The sequence below is a fragment of the Bradyrhizobium sp. CCBAU 11361 genome (genome assembly GCF_028128935.1).
GTDB lineage: Bacteria > Pseudomonadota > Alphaproteobacteria > Rhizobiales > Xanthobacteraceae > Bradyrhizobium > Bradyrhizobium niftali.
Genome location: NZ_LBJZ01000006.1, coordinates 1 through 14,540, shown reverse-complemented (window position 1 = coordinate 14,540; position 14,540 = coordinate 1). Strand labels below are relative to the sequence as shown.

18 protein-coding genes are annotated in these 14,540 nt (G+C 61.5%); 6 read left to right on the top strand and 12 right to left on the bottom strand.

The window, feature by feature from the left end:
* Nucleotides 1-3 precede the first annotated feature (3 nt).
* From XI08_RS03485 to XI08_RS03465, 5 genes are all read right to left on the bottom strand, one after another.
* On the bottom strand, nucleotides 4-423 hold the full coding sequence (locus XI08_RS03485) for a CopG family transcriptional regulator (RefSeq protein WP_271573382.1): 420 nt from the start codon (nucleotides 421-423) through the stop codon (nucleotides 4-6).
* A gap of 90 nt (nucleotides 424-513) precedes the next feature.
* On the bottom strand, nucleotides 514-1,629 hold the full coding sequence (locus tag XI08_RS03480) for a glycosyltransferase family 4 protein (RefSeq protein WP_271573360.1): 1,116 nt from the start codon (nucleotides 1,627-1,629) through the stop codon (nucleotides 514-516).
* Between the two features lie 141 nt (nucleotides 1,630-1,770).
* Nucleotides 1,771-1,980 carry a hypothetical protein gene (locus XI08_RS03475; protein WP_271573359.1) on the bottom strand — a complete coding sequence of 70 codons (210 nt, stop codon included), beginning with the start codon at nucleotides 1,978-1,980 and terminating at the stop codon, nucleotides 1,771-1,773.
* Nucleotides 1,981-2,208: 228 nt separating this feature from the next.
* Nucleotides 2,209-3,174, bottom strand: a complete 966-nt coding sequence (locus XI08_RS03470) for an arginase family protein (protein WP_271573358.1) — start codon at nucleotides 3,172-3,174, stop codon at nucleotides 2,209-2,211.
* 105 nt (nucleotides 3,175-3,279) lie between these two features.
* Nucleotides 3,280-4,551 (bottom strand): DUF892 family protein, encoded by a 1,272-nt coding sequence (locus XI08_RS03465; RefSeq protein WP_271573357.1) that lies wholly within the window; start codon nucleotides 4,549-4,551, stop codon nucleotides 3,280-3,282.
* Between the two features lie 213 nt (nucleotides 4,552-4,764).
* Between XI08_RS03465 and XI08_RS03460 the strand changes: the two genes are divergently transcribed.
* The gene (locus XI08_RS03460; RefSeq protein WP_271573356.1) at nucleotides 4,765-4,965 is read left to right on the top strand and encodes a hypothetical protein; all 201 of its coding nucleotides are present in this window, start codon (nucleotides 4,765-4,767) and stop codon (nucleotides 4,963-4,965) included.
* Here XI08_RS03460 and XI08_RS03455 read toward each other — a convergent pair.
* Both XI08_RS03455 and XI08_RS03450 read right to left on the bottom strand, forming a co-directional pair.
* On the bottom strand, nucleotides 4,962-6,131 hold the full coding sequence (locus tag XI08_RS03455) for an NAD(P)/FAD-dependent oxidoreductase (protein ID WP_271573355.1): 1,170 nt from the start codon (nucleotides 6,129-6,131) through the stop codon (nucleotides 4,962-4,964). The two genes, XI08_RS03460 and XI08_RS03455, sit on opposite strands and share 4 nt — an antisense overlap.
* A gap of 100 nt (nucleotides 6,132-6,231) precedes the next feature.
* Nucleotides 6,232-7,737, bottom strand: coding sequence for an FAD-dependent oxidoreductase (locus tag XI08_RS03450; RefSeq protein WP_271573354.1), 1,506 nt, complete (start codon nucleotides 7,735-7,737; stop codon nucleotides 6,232-6,234).
* 195 nt (nucleotides 7,738-7,932) lie between these two features.
* On the opposite strand from XI08_RS03450, the gene XI08_RS03445 reads away from it, so the two are divergent.
* Nucleotides 7,933-8,448 carry a YciE/YciF ferroxidase family protein gene (locus XI08_RS03445; protein WP_271573353.1) on the top strand — a complete coding sequence of 172 codons (516 nt, stop codon included), beginning with the start codon at nucleotides 7,933-7,935 and terminating at the stop codon, nucleotides 8,446-8,448.
* 77 nt (nucleotides 8,449-8,525) lie between these two features.
* Nucleotides 8,526-9,041: an inorganic diphosphatase gene (locus tag XI08_RS03440; RefSeq protein ID WP_271573352.1), complete on the top strand. Its 516-nt coding sequence runs from the start codon at nucleotides 8,526-8,528 to the stop codon at nucleotides 9,039-9,041.
* 30 nt (nucleotides 9,042-9,071) lie between these two features.
* Here XI08_RS03440 and XI08_RS03435 read toward each other — a convergent pair whose 3' ends face one another.
* From XI08_RS03435 to XI08_RS03425, 3 genes are all read right to left on the bottom strand, one after another.
* On the bottom strand, nucleotides 9,072-9,203 hold the full coding sequence (locus XI08_RS03435) for a hypothetical protein (RefSeq protein ID WP_271573351.1): 132 nt from the start codon (nucleotides 9,201-9,203) through the stop codon (nucleotides 9,072-9,074).
* 82 nt (nucleotides 9,204-9,285) lie between these two features.
* Nucleotides 9,286-9,894: a cysteine hydrolase gene (locus tag XI08_RS03430; protein WP_271573350.1), complete on the bottom strand. Its 609-nt coding sequence runs from the start codon at nucleotides 9,892-9,894 to the stop codon at nucleotides 9,286-9,288.
* 2 nt (nucleotides 9,895-9,896) lie between these two features.
* Entirely contained in the window at nucleotides 9,897-10,457 is a 561-nt protein-coding gene (locus XI08_RS03425; RefSeq protein ID WP_271573349.1) for a phosphatase PAP2 family protein, read from the bottom strand.
* Between the two features lie 455 nt (nucleotides 10,458-10,912).
* Here XI08_RS03425 and XI08_RS03420 point away from each other — a divergent pair, with 455 nt between their 5' ends.
* Genes XI08_RS03420 through XI08_RS03410 form a run of 3 tightly spaced genes read left to right on the top strand, consistent with a single transcriptional unit; the run spans nucleotide 10,913 to nucleotide 13,006 of the window.
* Nucleotides 10,913-12,202, top strand: a complete 1,290-nt coding sequence (locus XI08_RS03420; RefSeq protein WP_271573348.1) for an NRAMP family divalent metal transporter — start codon at nucleotides 10,913-10,915, stop codon at nucleotides 12,200-12,202.
* A 19-nt stretch (nucleotides 12,203-12,221) separates the two neighbouring features.
* Nucleotides 12,222-12,563: a DUF3147 family protein gene (locus XI08_RS03415; protein ID WP_271573347.1), complete on the top strand. Its 342-nt coding sequence runs from the start codon at nucleotides 12,222-12,224 to the stop codon at nucleotides 12,561-12,563.
* Between the two features lie 5 nt (nucleotides 12,564-12,568).
* The gene (locus XI08_RS03410) at nucleotides 12,569-13,006 is read left to right on the top strand and encodes a DUF3147 family protein (RefSeq protein WP_271573346.1); all 438 of its coding nucleotides are present in this window, start codon (nucleotides 12,569-12,571) and stop codon (nucleotides 13,004-13,006) included.
* Here XI08_RS03410 and XI08_RS03405 read toward each other — a convergent pair.
* The gene (locus tag XI08_RS03405; RefSeq protein WP_271573345.1) at nucleotides 13,003-13,269 is read right to left on the bottom strand and encodes a carbohydrate porin; all 267 of its coding nucleotides are present in this window, start codon (nucleotides 13,267-13,269) and stop codon (nucleotides 13,003-13,005) included. The two genes, XI08_RS03410 and XI08_RS03405, sit on opposite strands and share 4 nt — an antisense overlap.
* A 92-nt stretch (nucleotides 13,270-13,361) precedes the next feature.
* A complete protein-coding gene (locus XI08_RS03400) occupies nucleotides 13,362-14,489 on the bottom strand; it encodes a pantoate--beta-alanine ligase (RefSeq protein ID WP_271573381.1) in 1,128 nt (375 codons plus the stop codon).
* Between the last annotated feature and the right edge of the window lie 51 nt (nucleotides 14,490-14,540).

Here is a 14,540-nt window from a genome sequence, read left to right as displayed (position 1 = left end):
CATTCACCTTGTTCTGTCGGAGAGGGCGGCCTTGACCGCGGGAGTGGCGTGAAGGGCACCGAGCACCGAGACCGAAGCAATGGTGGCGCGGGCCAGCTCGGGGGTGACATCCTGGGCGATGGTCGCGAGACCCAGCACGTTGATGTGCAGCATCTCGCCGGCGCGCCGCGCCGCTTCGAGATCCTCGCGACTGTAATTCCGCAAGCCCAAGTCCAGGCTCTTTCGGACCGTCGACTGCTTCACGACGTCCGCGTGGCGTTCGAGCTGGTTGCGGATAGCCGTCCGGATGAAATCCGTGCGGTTTGAATAGAACCCTTCCTGCACCATCAGATCGACCTGCCCCAGATCGACATAGCCAAGGTTGATCGTGATCTTCTCGGTATCGGGGATCCGGGGTCGCAGCTCGCGCACATTGTCGGCCATGAAGGCATCCATTTCGACCATCCAATAGGATGGTGTAGGGATGTCATATGGATGTCCGGGGACGACGTTCAAGGGGCAGCGAAAAATCGATTAGCTGGACGCCGGTAGTTCGTCGGCCGGCCTCGTTTCGCGCCGATGTTCAGCGTTTGGCGCCGCGAATGCCGCAGCCGAGTGCCCCGCAGCGGCAGAGATCAATCCGCGGTATGCGCTTTCATACTCTCGCGCCATTCGGTCCGCGGAAAAGCGTTCCTCGAAGCGGGCGCGTACTTTTCGTCTGTCGAGCCGGCCCAGATCGCCCACGGCTCTGACCGCCTGCTCCTCGTTCTCGACGATGAAGCCGGTCACCCCGTCCTCGACGACCTCGGGCACGGAGCCGGAGCGGTAGGCGATCACTGGCGTCCCACAGGCCATCGCCTCGATCATGACGAGGCCGAAAGGCTCCGGCCAATCGATCGGAAACAGCAGGGCCGCGGCATCTGCGAGGAACGGCTGCTTCTTCACCTCATCCACCTCGCCGACGAGCTGGACCGCCCGACCGTCGATGTGGGGCTCAAGTTGCTTCTTGAAGTAGGCCGTCTCGCCGCGCGGAATCTTGGCGGCGATGCGCAAGGGCATTCCGGCGGCGCGCGCGATGCGGATGGCGTCCTGGGGGCCCTTTTCCGCGGTCAGGCGGCCGAGGAACGCCAAATAGGATCCTTGATCGAAAGACGGGCGAAAGTTGTTCGATGGCAGTCCGTGCTGGATCGTGGCGATCCAATTCGCCTCCGGCAACGGCAGACGCTGATGGTCCGATATCGACACGAAGCTCGCGCCGGGAAACTGCCGCAGCACCTCGGAAAGGCCCGGCAGGTCGAGCCGGCCATGCATGGTGGTCACGAAGGGCACGCCGAGCCGACTGAGCAGCGGAAGGGGCAGCCAGTCGATATGCGCGTGGATCACGTCGAAGTCTTTCGCGCGCTTTGCGATCGCCTCCAGCAGCACGGCGCAGGCGGCATTTGGATCGGCGCCCTTCCGTCCGAGACGCAGCGCGCGGGGCCACACGGAATGAAGCTCGCCTTTCGTCCGGGAGTCGCCGCTCGCGAACAGCGTGACGTCGTGGCCGAGCTCGACCAGTTCATCCACCAGCCATGCCACGACCCGTTCCGTGCCTCCGTACAGCTTCGGAGGGACACTTTCGGCCAGGGGAGCGAGTTGAGCGATGCGCATCGATGCCGATCCTCTAGACCGAAAACATCGAGCGGAAGAACAGGACGATGGCCGCGGAGGCGAGTTCTGAGACGGCCAGCAACGTCCAATCCGGCCTAGCGCTGTCGACCGCAGCTCGCCTGACGAGCCCCTCCACCAGCCTCAACATTCGTCTTCGGGAAGGCGCCCAAGGTAAGCCAGGCCGAATCCCGTGAGTTCTTCGGCATCGCTCACACGCGCTTCCCATCTCCCTTGCAGATGACGCTCCAGCAGGCAGCGGCGGGTGTCGGAAGCATCGACATCGCGATGCTTCGCCAGGTAGAGAGACCAGACCGTATGTACCGCCGTGCGCAGCGGGACGTCATCGACCATGTTCGGCTCCGACGAGAAGAGATCTCGCTGGATGCCAACTCGTCTCGGAAGATGAAGTTTCTACTTTTTCCCGAAAAATCGTGTCCCCGTCGAGTCGAGTCAACGGCCGTCCTCTCAACATGCATCAGGCAAACGTGTCGGCGGTCGCAATGTGACGCCGGCCAGCGTTTTGGCCAAGCAGCATCGCAAGCAGGCGGAGCCGGGCACAGCAAAATCATAGACGGCTGCTTACGGCCGCCCCTCGTCAGCAGCTTGCCGCGCTTTCGCGGCGGACCTCTGGTCCGCGATGCATCCGAGAGCGACGCAGACGATGCGGGACGCGGCGAGCACACCGAGGCCCCCGAGGTCCGCAGCAGGGACCAGTTCAACCAGATCGAAACCAACGATGCGCGCGCGCTGCCCAACGCCGTGCAATAGCTCCACGATGTCGAGATAGTCGAGACCGCCTGGTTGGGGAACGAGAACCGCGGGAATCACACAGGGATCGAGGCCGTCGCAATCGACGGTGACGATGCAACGGCAGCCCGGCGCGACCTCGTCGATGATCGGTTGCACGCCATGTTTGCGGACCGAGGCGGCGCTAAACAGCGTCGCGCCCCAGGCGCGGGCATCGGCAAGATCATTAGCCCGCGAGCCGCCGACGCCGCGTTGTCCCACCTGGATGATCCGCTCTACCCAGGGCATTTCGCTGACCCGGCGCATAGTGCTCGAGAATGTATGCTTCAGACCGGCGCGCTCGTCGCGCCAGTCCAGATGTGCATCGATTTGCAGAATGGTGACCGGACCAAATCCTTCGTAGCCGGCGAAGAAAGGAATAGGGGCGGAGTCATCTCCACCGAGGAGCAGAGGCACGGCGCCGGCCCTCAGAATAGACGCGGTTGTGGAGGAAATCAGCGATCGATTTTTCACCGGCGTCACCGGATTGGTCGGAAGATCGCCAAGATCAACCGCCCGTAGTCCCACTGGTATCAAAGGGCCATCCTGATCAAAATCCCAGCGTGAAGGATCTTCGGCAATCTGGCGTGTTCTTTCCCGAAGGGCTGAGGGAGCGCCGGCTGCGTGGCTGGCGCAGCCTGGCACATGAGGCGTCGCGTCCGGCGCGCCAAAGATCACGACATCCGCGCAAGACACTGAATCCCGCTTCGCCGCTGGGACGCCGAGAAAGGTTGCAGTGTTGTTCTGCGGGTTAGTCATCGCGTTCGGCAGACTGCACTCCATTGGCATGGGCAAAGGCACTCAAGCCGGGATCGGGCCCTTGTCTTCCCGATCCCGGCGTTACCGACAGCGCACGTCCATGCTCTATTCGGTTTGCTCGACCGCGGCGGGCATCTTCGCGACCGACATCAGCGACCGAGCTACCTGGTTAAGCAACTGATCGGCATTTTCCTCCTCCGCCAGCGACTTCGACAACAGGCTGACGATGGCGCTATGGCGTAGCTGCTGGGCGAGGTTGCGTGCTGTGGTGTAGCCCGCAATTTCGTAATGTTCGACGCGCTGCGCCGCACCGATCAGTGCCAGGTCAGCGGCAGCATCTTCCTTCTCTTCGCCCTCCGTCATGATTTCCTGACCTTCTTCGACAAGTCCCATCATGCCCTTGCAGGGCTTGGCCCGCGCCGATTTGCCAAGCAGTTCTAAACATTCGTTGATGCGCTCGATCTGGGTCTCGGTCTCGCCGAGATGCTGTTCGAACAGCTCGCGCAATTGGTCGAAACGCGCCGCTTCCGCCATCTTGGGAAGTGCCTTCGTCAACTGCTTCTCGGCGTGCAGGATGTCGCGTAATTCGTCGAGCAACAAATCGCCCAAGCCCGCCTCATCCGCCGGTGGCGAGCTTTCGGTCACGATCGCCGTCGCCGGACCGGGTTCTCCAGCCTGGATGGCCGGCGATTCCGTGAAGAGCCAGTCGCCGCCCTCGTTCCAGGGTCCGCGGGTGTCGATCTCGCCGTGATCGCCGGTGCCCGTGGAGTCGTTGAAGAATTGATCGACGAGGCCCGGTGTCGGCGCGATACGGCCGATACTGAAAGCCGGCTTGCTCATGCTCTCGAGCGCCAGCGAAAACGCCTTCATATGGGTGATCTCGCGGGTCATCAGGAACTGCAGGGCGTCCTTGGTGCCCGCGTCGTCGCAGAAATTGATCAGCCGTTCGTAGACGATCTTGGCCCGCGCCTCGGCGGCGATATTGCTCCGCAGGTCCACGTCGAGTTCGCCTGTAATCTTCAGGTAATCGGCGGTCCAGGCGTTGCCTTGCGAGTTGAAGAGGTTCACCCCGCCTCCACCTGCGATCGCGATCAGCGGATCGGCCTCGGCCGCCTGGCGGTCGAACTTCGCCGGCTTGAGGTGCATGCGGGCCAATGTGCCGACGACTTCCAGATGGCTCAGCTCTTCGGTGCCGATATCCATCAGGAGGTCTTTGCGATCGGGGGCTCCGCAGTTGAGGCCCTGTATCGAATATTGCATTGCCGCGGCAAGTTCGCCGTTGGCGCCGCCGAACTGTTCAAGAAGCATATTGCCAAAACGCGGGTCCGGCTCATCGACGCGGACGGTGAACATCAGCTTCTTGACGTGGTGATACATGGGAGATCCTCGGGCCTAAAGGGTGATCAATCCGAACGGTCAGGCGCTGCAGTCGTCCCTATCCTCATCGAAGTGTCGCGGTGGCAGTTGCCCGGCCCAAGTCCGGTGCTCTCATGTCGCCGCTCAAGTCATTGGATCCGCGCCTCCTGCGCTGCAGGAACGGATAGCTGCCAAGACATTTGTTGTGCGGGAGGCCTGTAGGAGGAGCATCAAATGGACAGCGAAGACGCCTTGGCGAAAGTGAAAGAAGTGTCGGAAGGCGTGCGGGAGACCGCCCGCACTGTGCGGCAGAGTCTCGAGGAGGGTCAGCCTCCGGGCCAAGCGCTCGGCTTTCTCCGCGAGGTGGTTCGTGAGGCTCCGCTTCCCTCATTACTCGTCGCTTTCATGCTTGGCTGCCTTGTCGCCCGCCGTTAGCCGGGAATGTCACGGTCGATCGAAAAGTCATCAAGCAGGGGCGACGATCCTCCCGAAAGAAGCGAGCCGATGAGCTCCGCGGCGAGGAGGCTGAAGGTGATCCCGTTACCGCCATAGCCAAAGGCCGCAGAGACATTCTTGGAGCCGGGCACTGCGCCGATGAGGGGCAGCCCGTCGCGGGTGGTGTCGAAGGCTCCTGACCAGGCGAATGCAACGTGGCTGGAGGTGCGGGGCCAGAGAGCTTTCAGGCGTTCCTTGAGCACCCTCACCTTTGCCGGGGTCGCCGCGTCACGAGCGTCGGGCTGAATAAGCCCATGATCATCCTCACCGCCGAAGATGATGCGTCCATCGGATGTTGTGCGGGCATAATGGTAGTTCTGGGTCGCTTCCCAGATGAGCGCCTGCCCCGGCCATAGATTATCCGCCTGCGGCGCAGTTGCGATCGCCCAACTGGAGGCCGGTTGTTGAGCCGTGGGCCGCACGATGTCCGGCATGACATAGCCTGTCGCAAGCACCACATGGCGCGCTTCGATCGAAAACCCGTCTTCGAGGCCGACGGTCACGGTCGAGGCGGTGCCGTCATAAGCAACCGCGTTGGCCTTCAGAAGGCGGGCGCCGCGCTTGAGTGACAGATCGAGTAGGCCGCGCGTGAGCAGAACGGGATCCGCGTCGGCTGCGTTCCTCGACAGGATGGCGCCCGCCCGGGCGATCGCGAAGCGTTGGAGAAGTTCGGCGTGGCCCAGTAAGAGGGATGGCAGATCAGCGCGGCTTCTGAGGCTATATTCGTCCTGGATGAGCTTCGGGCTGTCATCGGCGGCAAGATAGAGCGAAAGACGTGGCCGCATGTGGCACGCGATTCCGTACTGCGCAATCAACGCCCGTAATCCCCGAGCGGCCTGGTGACTGGCGCGGTAGCAGCGGACTGCCTTCTCGAAGCCGTAAAGCTGGGTGAGTTGGAAGAGCGGACGGTCGATTTCCCAAAGTAGCATTGCGGTGCTGGCGACCGTGCTGCCGAGGCTTGGAACCTCGCGATCGATGATGACGACCTGCCGACCCTGCCGGGTCAGGCGCTCGGCCAGCAGAGCACCGGTGATGCCGGCGCCGATGATTAGAACTTCACAATGAAAGCTGTCGGTGATCGGCTCTACGGATGGCGGCGGCAGCACCGCCCAGGGTGTGCGGGCGCTGCGCAGGTCGTCCTGTTCGATATCTTCGTCTTTGAAGATGGAGCGCTCCTAAAAACGTGACGTGAGCTTGTTACGCAGTTTATGTTTGAACCGGTCGCAAGGCCGAAACGGCCGGCGCATTGATCGGCTGGCCATTGGGCGCGAAGATCGAGCCGTGGCATGGACAGTCCCAGCAGCTCTCAAAGCTGTTCCAGTGCAGATGGCAGCCGATATGGCTGCAGCTTGCGGAATGCAGATGCAACTCGCCGGCTTTGTCCTTGTAGGCGGCGATCTTCTCGAGACCGCGACGCAGGACGGCACCCTCGCCCGGCGCAAGCTCCTCAAGGGAACCGATTTCGCCGGGCGCTATATATTCGGCAAGATTTTGCAGGATGGTCAGATTCTCGCGCAGGAAGTTTCGGGCGGCAGCTAGAGGTTTGCGATCGGGCGCATAGACCGGCTGCCACGAGCTCTCTTCGCCGAGAATGAGCGCCGTATTCAGCATGGCACCCATCACACCATGGGTCAGCCCCTGACCGGAATCGCCCATCGCAAGATAAACGCGCTCGCTGCCGGGCTCGCGGCCGATGAAGCCGGCATAATCGATCGTATCGAGAACCTGGCCCGACCAGCGGTGCGTGACCTTGCCAAGAGCCGGGATCAATCCGCGTACCCAGCTTTCCAGCCGGGCAAAGCGCGCCTCGGCGTCATTCGCCTCGCCGCTTTTGTGATCTTCGCCACCGACAAGAACGAAATCATGATCGACCGAACCCGGGTGCAGCCGCACATAGTGGTAGGGCTCCTCAGTGTCCCAGTAGAGCGCGTCGGGAAGTTCGCCACGCGCGATCGCAAAAGCGACCACGTAAGTCCGGTAGGGAGCGACCTTGGTATGCAGCTGGAATCGGTCGGCAATCGACGCGTTGGTCGCAATCACGGCGTGAGCCGCGGTGATCTGCCCTTGTGCGGTTCGCAACGTGACGCCGCCGTCCCGCTCGGCAACTTCTTCGATTGGGCTATTGGCAAAGAAGCGGACGCCGTTGGTCTCACAAACCGCCGCAACTCCAGCAAGGTACTTCAGCGGATGGAAAGTCGCCTGACGGGGATAACGAAGCACGTGGCGGCTTTCGCATCCCTTGAGCGGAACGCCGACCAGTCGATGGACCGGCGCGCCCGCTTCCTTCACCGCTTCCAGCTCCTGGTCGATGATCTCGGCCGGCATGCCGTGGCCCTGAAAGAGGTACCCATCCAGGCGCCGGAAGTCGCACGCGATCTTTTCGCTCGCCTGGATCCGCTCGATCCGGTCGACGGCGGCGGCCTGGCTTTCGTAGAATAGCTTGGCCATTTCAGCGCCGCGCAGTTTCTTGAATTCGGTCATCAGATCGTCGCAGAGCGGCGCAAGGTGCGCTGAAGTCCGCGCCGTCATGCCGCCGGCGATACCTTTGCGATCGATGACGATGACCGACTGGCCACGCTTGGAAAGTTCATAGGCGGTCGAAAGCCCGGCGATTCCGGAGCCGACGACGGCCACATCGCAATGCGCATCGCCGTTGAGCTCAGCCGCCTCGGGCAATATCTCCATGTCCATCCATAGCGAGGTGCTGACCATCCTGATCTCCGCGCAATAAAGCAAAACGCCGGCTCGGTGCCGCAGTTCCTCCTGCGACGGGAAGCGGCCTCCGCACCCCTTCGCAGGCGGACGGTCAGGGCGGCGACCCGACCGTTGCGGACGCTGCGGCAAAGGCGGCGAGGAACAAAGCCCAATGCGCGCCGTTCCATCGGTTTGCGATCAAGGAGTGACGTCATGGGACTATTCACAAAAGACATCAAGACGATGGACGATCTGCTGCTGCACGGTTTGCAGGACATCTATTATGCCGAGCAGCAGATCCTCAAGGCGTGGCCGAAAATGATCGACAAGGCCACCAACCGGGATCTGGTCACGGGCCTCAAGGGCCATCTCGAAGAAACGAACAAGCAGGTCGAGCGTCTCGAGAAGGCCTTTCAAAAACTGGGCAAGTCGCCGAGCGGTACACAATGTCCTATCATCGACGGCATCATCAAGGAAGCGGATGAGACGGCCGGCGAGATCGAAGACAAGACGGTACTCGATGCGGCGATCGTCGCTAACGCGCAGGCGGTCGAACATTACGAGATATGCCGCTACGGCACGCTGATCGCCTGGTCGGAAGAGCTCGGCCACGACGATATCGTGCGTTTCCTGACCACGAACCTGAACGAGGAGAAGGCAGCCAACACCAAGCTCAACACGGTTGCGTTGCGCAAGGGCGTCAACAAGAAGGCCTCCACCGCCGCCTGATCGCCGCCCAGGGGTCTGGCGCATGATCTCGCCAGGCCCGTACCGGTTTGTCCCTGCCGAGATCGACGGGTCGCGCCATGACCAATCTGACAAAACTGCCGAGCTGGGCCGACGACGACAACATCTTCGCCGTTGTCGAGACGCCGCGCGGAAGCTCGTGCGAGCTCGATTTCGATCCCAAGCTCGGCGTTTTTGCCCTGGCGAAGCCGCTAATGGCGGGTCTGACCTATCCTTACGACTGGGGCTTCATTCCCTCGACCAAGGCCGAGGACGGAGATCCGCTGGATGTGCTGATCCTGCATGACGCGCAGACTTATCCGGGCGTCGTGCTGCGCTGCCGGCCGGTCGGCATTCTCGAAGTCGAACAAAGGAGCAAAGGCAGGAAGGAGCGAAACGATCGTGTGTTTGCGGTGCCTGACCGGTCACCGCTCGAAACGGATCTCAAGGATATCCGTAATCTCCCCTCCCATGCGCGCGACGATCTCGAACAGTTCTTTCGAGCGACGAATGCGCTGGAAAACAAGGAACTGAAATTTCTCGGGTGGCATGGCCCAAACCGTGCGGCCAAGACCATCAAGCGTCTGGCTCGCTAGTCGGCCCGGTCTTACTGCACACGGCCTGTTTCAGGATTCGTCCGCACCCTTTACCGGCGTCGGTTCCTTGGAAGCGGCGAGCGCCGCCACCCGCCGCTCATCGTCGGCAGCCAGCGCCTCGATCTTCGAAGCGGCTTCCCGATCATTGATGGAAGCAGCCAAACGTCGACATCGCGACGCCTCCTCAATCAAGCGGGTAATCAGCTTCCCCGCCGGACTACGCAGGAAGGCAATTCACCGGCCGTCAATCGTCGACGCTCCAGCTCGCAAGGATGCTGGCAACGGGAGTCACCTCGATCTGCAAGCTGAACCGCTTGCTGTAGAGATTGATGAGCGCATCGTGACTTTCATCAGACGAGCTGCAGAGCGCGTCTTCGGCCAGGATAACACGGTATCCGATATCGACCGCGGCCAGCACCGTTGCGAGGACACAGACATCGGTCTCACCGCCGGACACGATCAGGGTGTCCACCTGATGCTCATCCAGAAAGGCCTGCAGCCGGCTATTGGTGAATGCGCAGTAAGTCTGGCGGTCGATGATTGTGGCGGGCGGCACAAAGCGTGTCAGGGCCGGCATCAGCTCAAGCAACGCCGGATCGACTTTGTCGCGTGTCACGCATTCCCATTTCTCATAATAGATTTTCCAGACGCCGCGCGCCTCGGCCTTGTTGTGGACCGGAATGAAGCGCGTGAAGACGGTACGTCGCGGCGTATGCCCAATAAGTCTGACCGCCTCGGGTAACGCGCGCTCCAGCCAGGGCGTTGCCCAGGGGGCACCCGGCGCGAATAACCTTTGCATGTCGATGCAGAGGTGGACGGCATGCGGACCGGGGGGTGCAAGAAGCCGGCCCATGACTAAGCCGAGCCCTGGCGACCAAACCCCGTCAGTCGCCTTATGACGCGCTCGAGCACTGCACCGATCGCGAGACCCGCAAGAACATCACTTGCCCAGTGAGCCAGCAGGAGAATACGTGTCGACACCAGAACGGCGCCGAGGCCCCACGCAAGATTGCGCTTGGCGGGTGGCAGGACCGCGGCGGCGGATGCGAGGGCACCGACATGCACGGCGTGCCCCGAGGGGAACGCATCCAGCGCGCGGCCGGAGAGCGGGATGCCATGCACATGGCCGCGCACGGTGCGCCGGTCCGGCCGCACCTGGTCGAAACGCGTTTTTAGAAAGTGTGGCAACAGGACAGAGGCGAGCGTCGTCAGCAGCACATGATCGCTCGCGTGCCGCTGCGGCAGTGGTTTGGCGCGACACCAGAGCCACCATCCGATGGCAACCGCGGTCAGAATATGCTCATCCGCTCCCCAGGTCAGCGCGCCCGAAATCCGCTCCGGCAGCGGACGGGTGTGTCGCGCAATCGCACGCGCAAGTTCGATATCGGCGGACAAAGGATGCACTCGTATCGTCATCGACTGCCTTCTTTCGCAGTGTCCTTACGCCCTGCAGCAAACCGTAAAAAAGCAATTTGGAAAGCAGAACAGTTGTCCTGGTCTTTCAATCAACCGCCTCGAAAACCGTTCCCGTGAGGAACTGTGCGCCGGACGGACGCGTTGGATGCGGGGAACGGATCAATGGAGGAGAGAGCCATGGGCTTTGGACGAGGCGCATTGTTGTGGTTGCCGGGCATACCGCCGCCGATCATTCTGCTGCTCGCGATCTTCTGGCACCATTAAACCAGCGGCACAGGTCAGGCGAGCCTGTCGGCCAAAGGACTGTCGAAGTGCCCTGAGCAGCCCTGATGTAATATTCATGCGGTACCTCGCGCGCGCGTTCGGCATGCGTTGCCCGCTGGCCAATGAAGCCCGCATTGCTTCCTGACGTTGCAGACGGGTCGCTCGGCGACAGTCCCACCCCCGAGGAGCACATGGCAAGGGCCGATGCCAAAAAGCCGGATGGAAGTCTTTTGAAGCGGCTTGGACCCGGGCTGATTACTGGCGCGTCGGATGACGATCCGTCTGGAATTGGCACTTACAGCCAAGCGGGCGCGCAGCTCGGTTTTGGCATCGGCTGGACGATGCTCCTCAGCTATCCCCTGATGGTGGCGATCCAGGAGATTTCGGGACGAATCGGTCGGGTGACCGGGCACGGCATCGCCGGAAATGTCTCCCGCAACTATCCGGGTTGGGTGATCTGGTCGCTGGTCAGTCTTCTTTTTGTCGCTAACACCATCAATGTTGCGGCCGATCTCGGGGCCATGGCGGATGCCGCAAAGCTGGTGATTGGCGGGTCGGCGATCCTGTACGTCGTTGGCTTTGCGGTCATCTCCGTGTTGGCGCAGATCTTTATCGCTTACAAGCGCTATGTGGCGATCCTGAAATGGCTGACGCTGGCGTTGTTTGCCTATGTGATCGCGCTGGCGGTCGTCAAAGTGCCCTGGGCTGACGCCCTTAAGGGACTATTCATCCCGAAGATCGAATGGAGCGGCGCCTTTCTGACGACGCTGGTTGCCATTCTCGGCACAACGATTTCGCCTTACCTTTTCATCTGGCAATCCTCGCAGGAAGCTGAGGAGCAGCGCATCGATCCCAACAAGAAGCCACTTAAGGAGGACACACGTCCTCAAGAGCGCGAGCTCTGGCGCATTCGCCTCGATACGTTGATCGGCATGGCTTTCTCAAACCTCATTGCGATCGCGATCATCATCACGACAGCCGCTACCTTGCATCAGCAGGGGGTGACCGACGTGCAGTCATCGGCGCAGGCCGCGGCGGCCTTGAAGCCGATTGCGGGGGGCCTTGCCGAACTCGTTTTTGCACTCGGCATCATTGGTACGGGTTTGCTCGCCGTTCCGGTGCTGGCCGGCTCGACAGCCTATGCCATTAGCGAAGGCCGCAGATGGCCCGTTGGCCTCGCCCGCAAACCGCGGCAGGCCATGGCGTTTTATTCGGTGCTTGCCCTCTCGGTCGGCCTCGGTGTGGCGCTCAATTTCACGCCAATTGATCCGATCAAGGCGCTTTACTGGAGTGCGGTCATTAACGGGGTGCTGGCAGCACCGGTAATGACCGTTTTAATGCTGCTTGTCAGACGGCGTGACGTGATGGGCAAGCTCGTGGTCGAAGGCTGGCTGTATCGGCTCGGCTGGGCGTCGACGGCGGCGATGGCTCTTTGCATCGTCGGCATGGCGGTCAGCATGCTGATGCCAGGATCGTCCTAGAAACGGCGAGCAAGGAGGAATGGTGGACTACGCGCTACGCTTTCTGATTGGCGGCTTGGTCGTCTCTCTGTTTGCGGCCATAGACGACGTACTGCGCCCTAAGAGTTTCGCGGGATTGTTTGGCGCCGCGCCATCCATTGCTCTGGCAACGCTCGGCCTCGCCTTCTCAAAACATGGCGGCGACTATGTTGCGATCGAAGGCCGCTCGATGATCCTCGGTTCGATCGCGCTGGCGGCTTACAGCTTTGTGGTTTGTCAGTTGCTGATACGGGCCGAATGGTCGGCGCTCAAGGCAACTCTCGCCGCTCTCGCGATCTGGCTTGTGGCCGCGATAGGCCTCAAGCAATTTTTGATAGGCTGACCGCCATGGTTGTCCACTTCAAGTTCTCCGCGCTCAAGCAGGGACGACTTTACGAATATGTCGTGCGTTTTGCATTGGGCGGGTTGGCAACCGTGGTGGCTGGCCTTGTCGCGGACGGGGCGGGGCCGGAGGCCGGCGGGCTGATGCTGGCCTTTCCCGCGATCTTCTGTGCCAGTGCGACCTTGATCGAGAAGCATGAGCGTGAGCGCAAGGAGAAAAACGGCCTGCGCGGGCAGCGACGCGGAAAGGCTGCCGCCGCACTTGATGCCGCCGGTGCCGCTTGGGGAAGTCTGGGCCTTGCCTGCTTCGCGCTCTTCATCTGGTGGCAGGGACGCGCTTTACAGCCCGCGCTCTGCCTCGCAGCAGCTTCGCTCGTCTGGTTCGCGGTCGCCGTCCTCATGTGGCGCCTGCGGCGCGAACTACGTTTCGGAAGTCCCTCCTAAAATTTAAGAGTCGCCCGCAAGCCGAACACGGAAGCATTCTTGAGTGGCGTTCCGGCTAGAGCTCCTGACGAGTTGGTTGCTCCTCCACCGGGGTGAATGATGAACTGAAAATTGGGCTGCAGCGTCCAGCCGTCCCGGATCTGGTACTGATAGACGGCGGTCAAAAGCGCCTCGAAGCTTCGGGTCGGCCAGTTGGGATTGACGAGAGCGCGATAATCATTGTCGAGCGCTTGCGCGCGCCTTGAGACCCGTGCAAGGCGCATCCGCAGACAACACCAGTGTCAGCCTGAGCAATGGTGCGAGAGCGATTCACCAATTGCTGCCATCTACCTACTCCGAGGTAGGTCGGTCACGCTCATACACTTCGCGGCAGCTCTTCTTCGCCATGCTGCCGAAGTAGGTCGAGCAGCCGCTTGCGCATGATCATTCCGGGGCGATCGGACGGCATATGCATCTCGATCTTGCGGCCCATATCAACGATCGCATCGGGGTCGGTTGATTCCAGCATATCGCGATCGTCGGCGATGATCGCCGCGTCCCAATCGATCAACTCCCGCGTGGAGCACTCGGCTTCGGTGTCGTTGCGAAACAGCAACTGCACGACCTGAATCTGGCCGTCCGAGATCGGCGTCGCGCAGTTGAAGATGATGTGGCGGATACCGGACGGATATTCCATATCGAGGCGCCGGCAGAACGGCATGAACCATTTGTTGCGTTGATGCCGCCTGGTCGTCGGCTCGGTCGTTCCGGTGATCCTGTAAGCGCCAGGCGGATTTCGCACCGTGATGATGGTTTCAGCATCGAAGCCGAATTCGGTCTCGACGATCTCGTATTTCTCGGGCTTCGGTTGATTGATGTCACCGAAAGTCCCCTTGTGCACGAAGGCAAAGTGGGCATTGTCGAAGGAATTCTCCATTAGCCGCAGCGCGGCGGTATTCCACTTATCGTAGAACTGGTTGATGCGCCGATAGCCTGTCATCCCGTCTTCTGGAATTGCAGGGATGTCGCTCAAGGGCTCGTCGAGCGCGACCCAAACATAGCCATAGCGGGCCTGGGCTCGAAACGAGCGCGCCTTCGCAGCTCGGTATCCTGAAAGCCTGACATCCGGAAGTCGAGCGAAGTCGCGCGGATAGGTGGTGAGATCCTCGTTTGGCCCAAACTGAGCAGGGTTGACGAAGATGCTAAGCACGGTGATGTCGCATTGCGCCCGGCTGGCCTCAACCAACGCCATTTCTGCCCGGCGAGGGGCATGATCTGCTCTTGCGCGAAGGATCAATACCGCCACTTCCAGCGACGGTGACGCCACGAATTCTCTGAGAGAATGGTTTTCGCGGCAGCGCAGCCTCCTTTCGCAAAAGTGATGGAAGCCCAAAGAGCGCGGAGCGAAGGGAAAGGCAAAGGCACCCGGCGCGGGGCAGTGATAGCGACGCCGGCATGAAATGACGGCGGCCCCTAACGCGAGAGCCTCCGGCGAGCGACACATGATCTGCGCAAGGGATCGAAGCCGAAAGGCCGAGACGCGTTGCGGCTCGGT

Coding starts and splice junctions, on each gene's coding strand:
- XI08_RS03485 (WP_271573382.1), bottom strand. CDS start 423: ATGGCCGACAATGTGCGCGAGCTGCGACCCCGGATCCCCGATACCGAG.
- XI08_RS03480 (WP_271573360.1), bottom strand. CDS start 1,629: ATGCGCATCGCTCAACTCGCTCCCCTGGCCGAAAGTGTCCCTCCGAAG.
- XI08_RS03475 (WP_271573359.1), bottom strand. CDS start 1,980: ATGGTCGATGACGTCCCGCTGCGCACGGCGGTACATACGGTCTGGTCT.
- XI08_RS03470 (WP_271573358.1), bottom strand. CDS start 3,174: ATGACTAACCCGCAGAACAACACTGCAACCTTTCTCGGCGTCCCAGCG.
- XI08_RS03465 (WP_271573357.1), bottom strand. CDS start 4,551: ATGTATCACCACGTCAAGAAGCTGATGTTCACCGTCCGCGTCGATGAG.
- XI08_RS03460 (WP_271573356.1), top strand. CDS start 4,765: ATGGACAGCGAAGACGCCTTGGCGAAAGTGAAAGAAGTGTCGGAAGGC.
- XI08_RS03450 (WP_271573354.1), bottom strand. CDS start 7,737: ATGGTCAGCACCTCGCTATGGATGGACATGGAGATATTGCCCGAGGCG.
- XI08_RS03445 (WP_271573353.1), top strand. CDS start 7,933: ATGGGACTATTCACAAAAGACATCAAGACGATGGACGATCTGCTGCTG.
- XI08_RS03440 (WP_271573352.1), top strand. CDS start 8,526: ATGACCAATCTGACAAAACTGCCGAGCTGGGCCGACGACGACAACATC.
- XI08_RS03430 (WP_271573350.1), bottom strand. CDS start 9,894: ATGGGCCGGCTTCTTGCACCCCCCGGTCCGCATGCCGTCCACCTCTGC.
- XI08_RS03425 (WP_271573349.1), bottom strand. CDS start 10,457: ATGACGATACGAGTGCATCCTTTGTCCGCCGATATCGAACTTGCGCGT.
- XI08_RS03420 (WP_271573348.1), top strand. CDS start 10,913: ATGGCAAGGGCCGATGCCAAAAAGCCGGATGGAAGTCTTTTGAAGCGG.
- XI08_RS03415 (WP_271573347.1), top strand. CDS start 12,222: ATGGTGGACTACGCGCTACGCTTTCTGATTGGCGGCTTGGTCGTCTCT.
- XI08_RS03410 (WP_271573346.1), top strand. CDS start 12,569: ATGGTTGTCCACTTCAAGTTCTCCGCGCTCAAGCAGGGACGACTTTAC.
- XI08_RS03405 (WP_271573345.1), bottom strand. CDS start 13,269: ATGCGCCTTGCACGGGTCTCAAGGCGCGCGCAAGCGCTCGACAATGAT.
- XI08_RS03400 (WP_271573381.1), bottom strand. CDS start 14,489: ATGTGTCGCTCGCCGGAGGCTCTCGCGTTAGGGGCCGCCGTCATTTCA.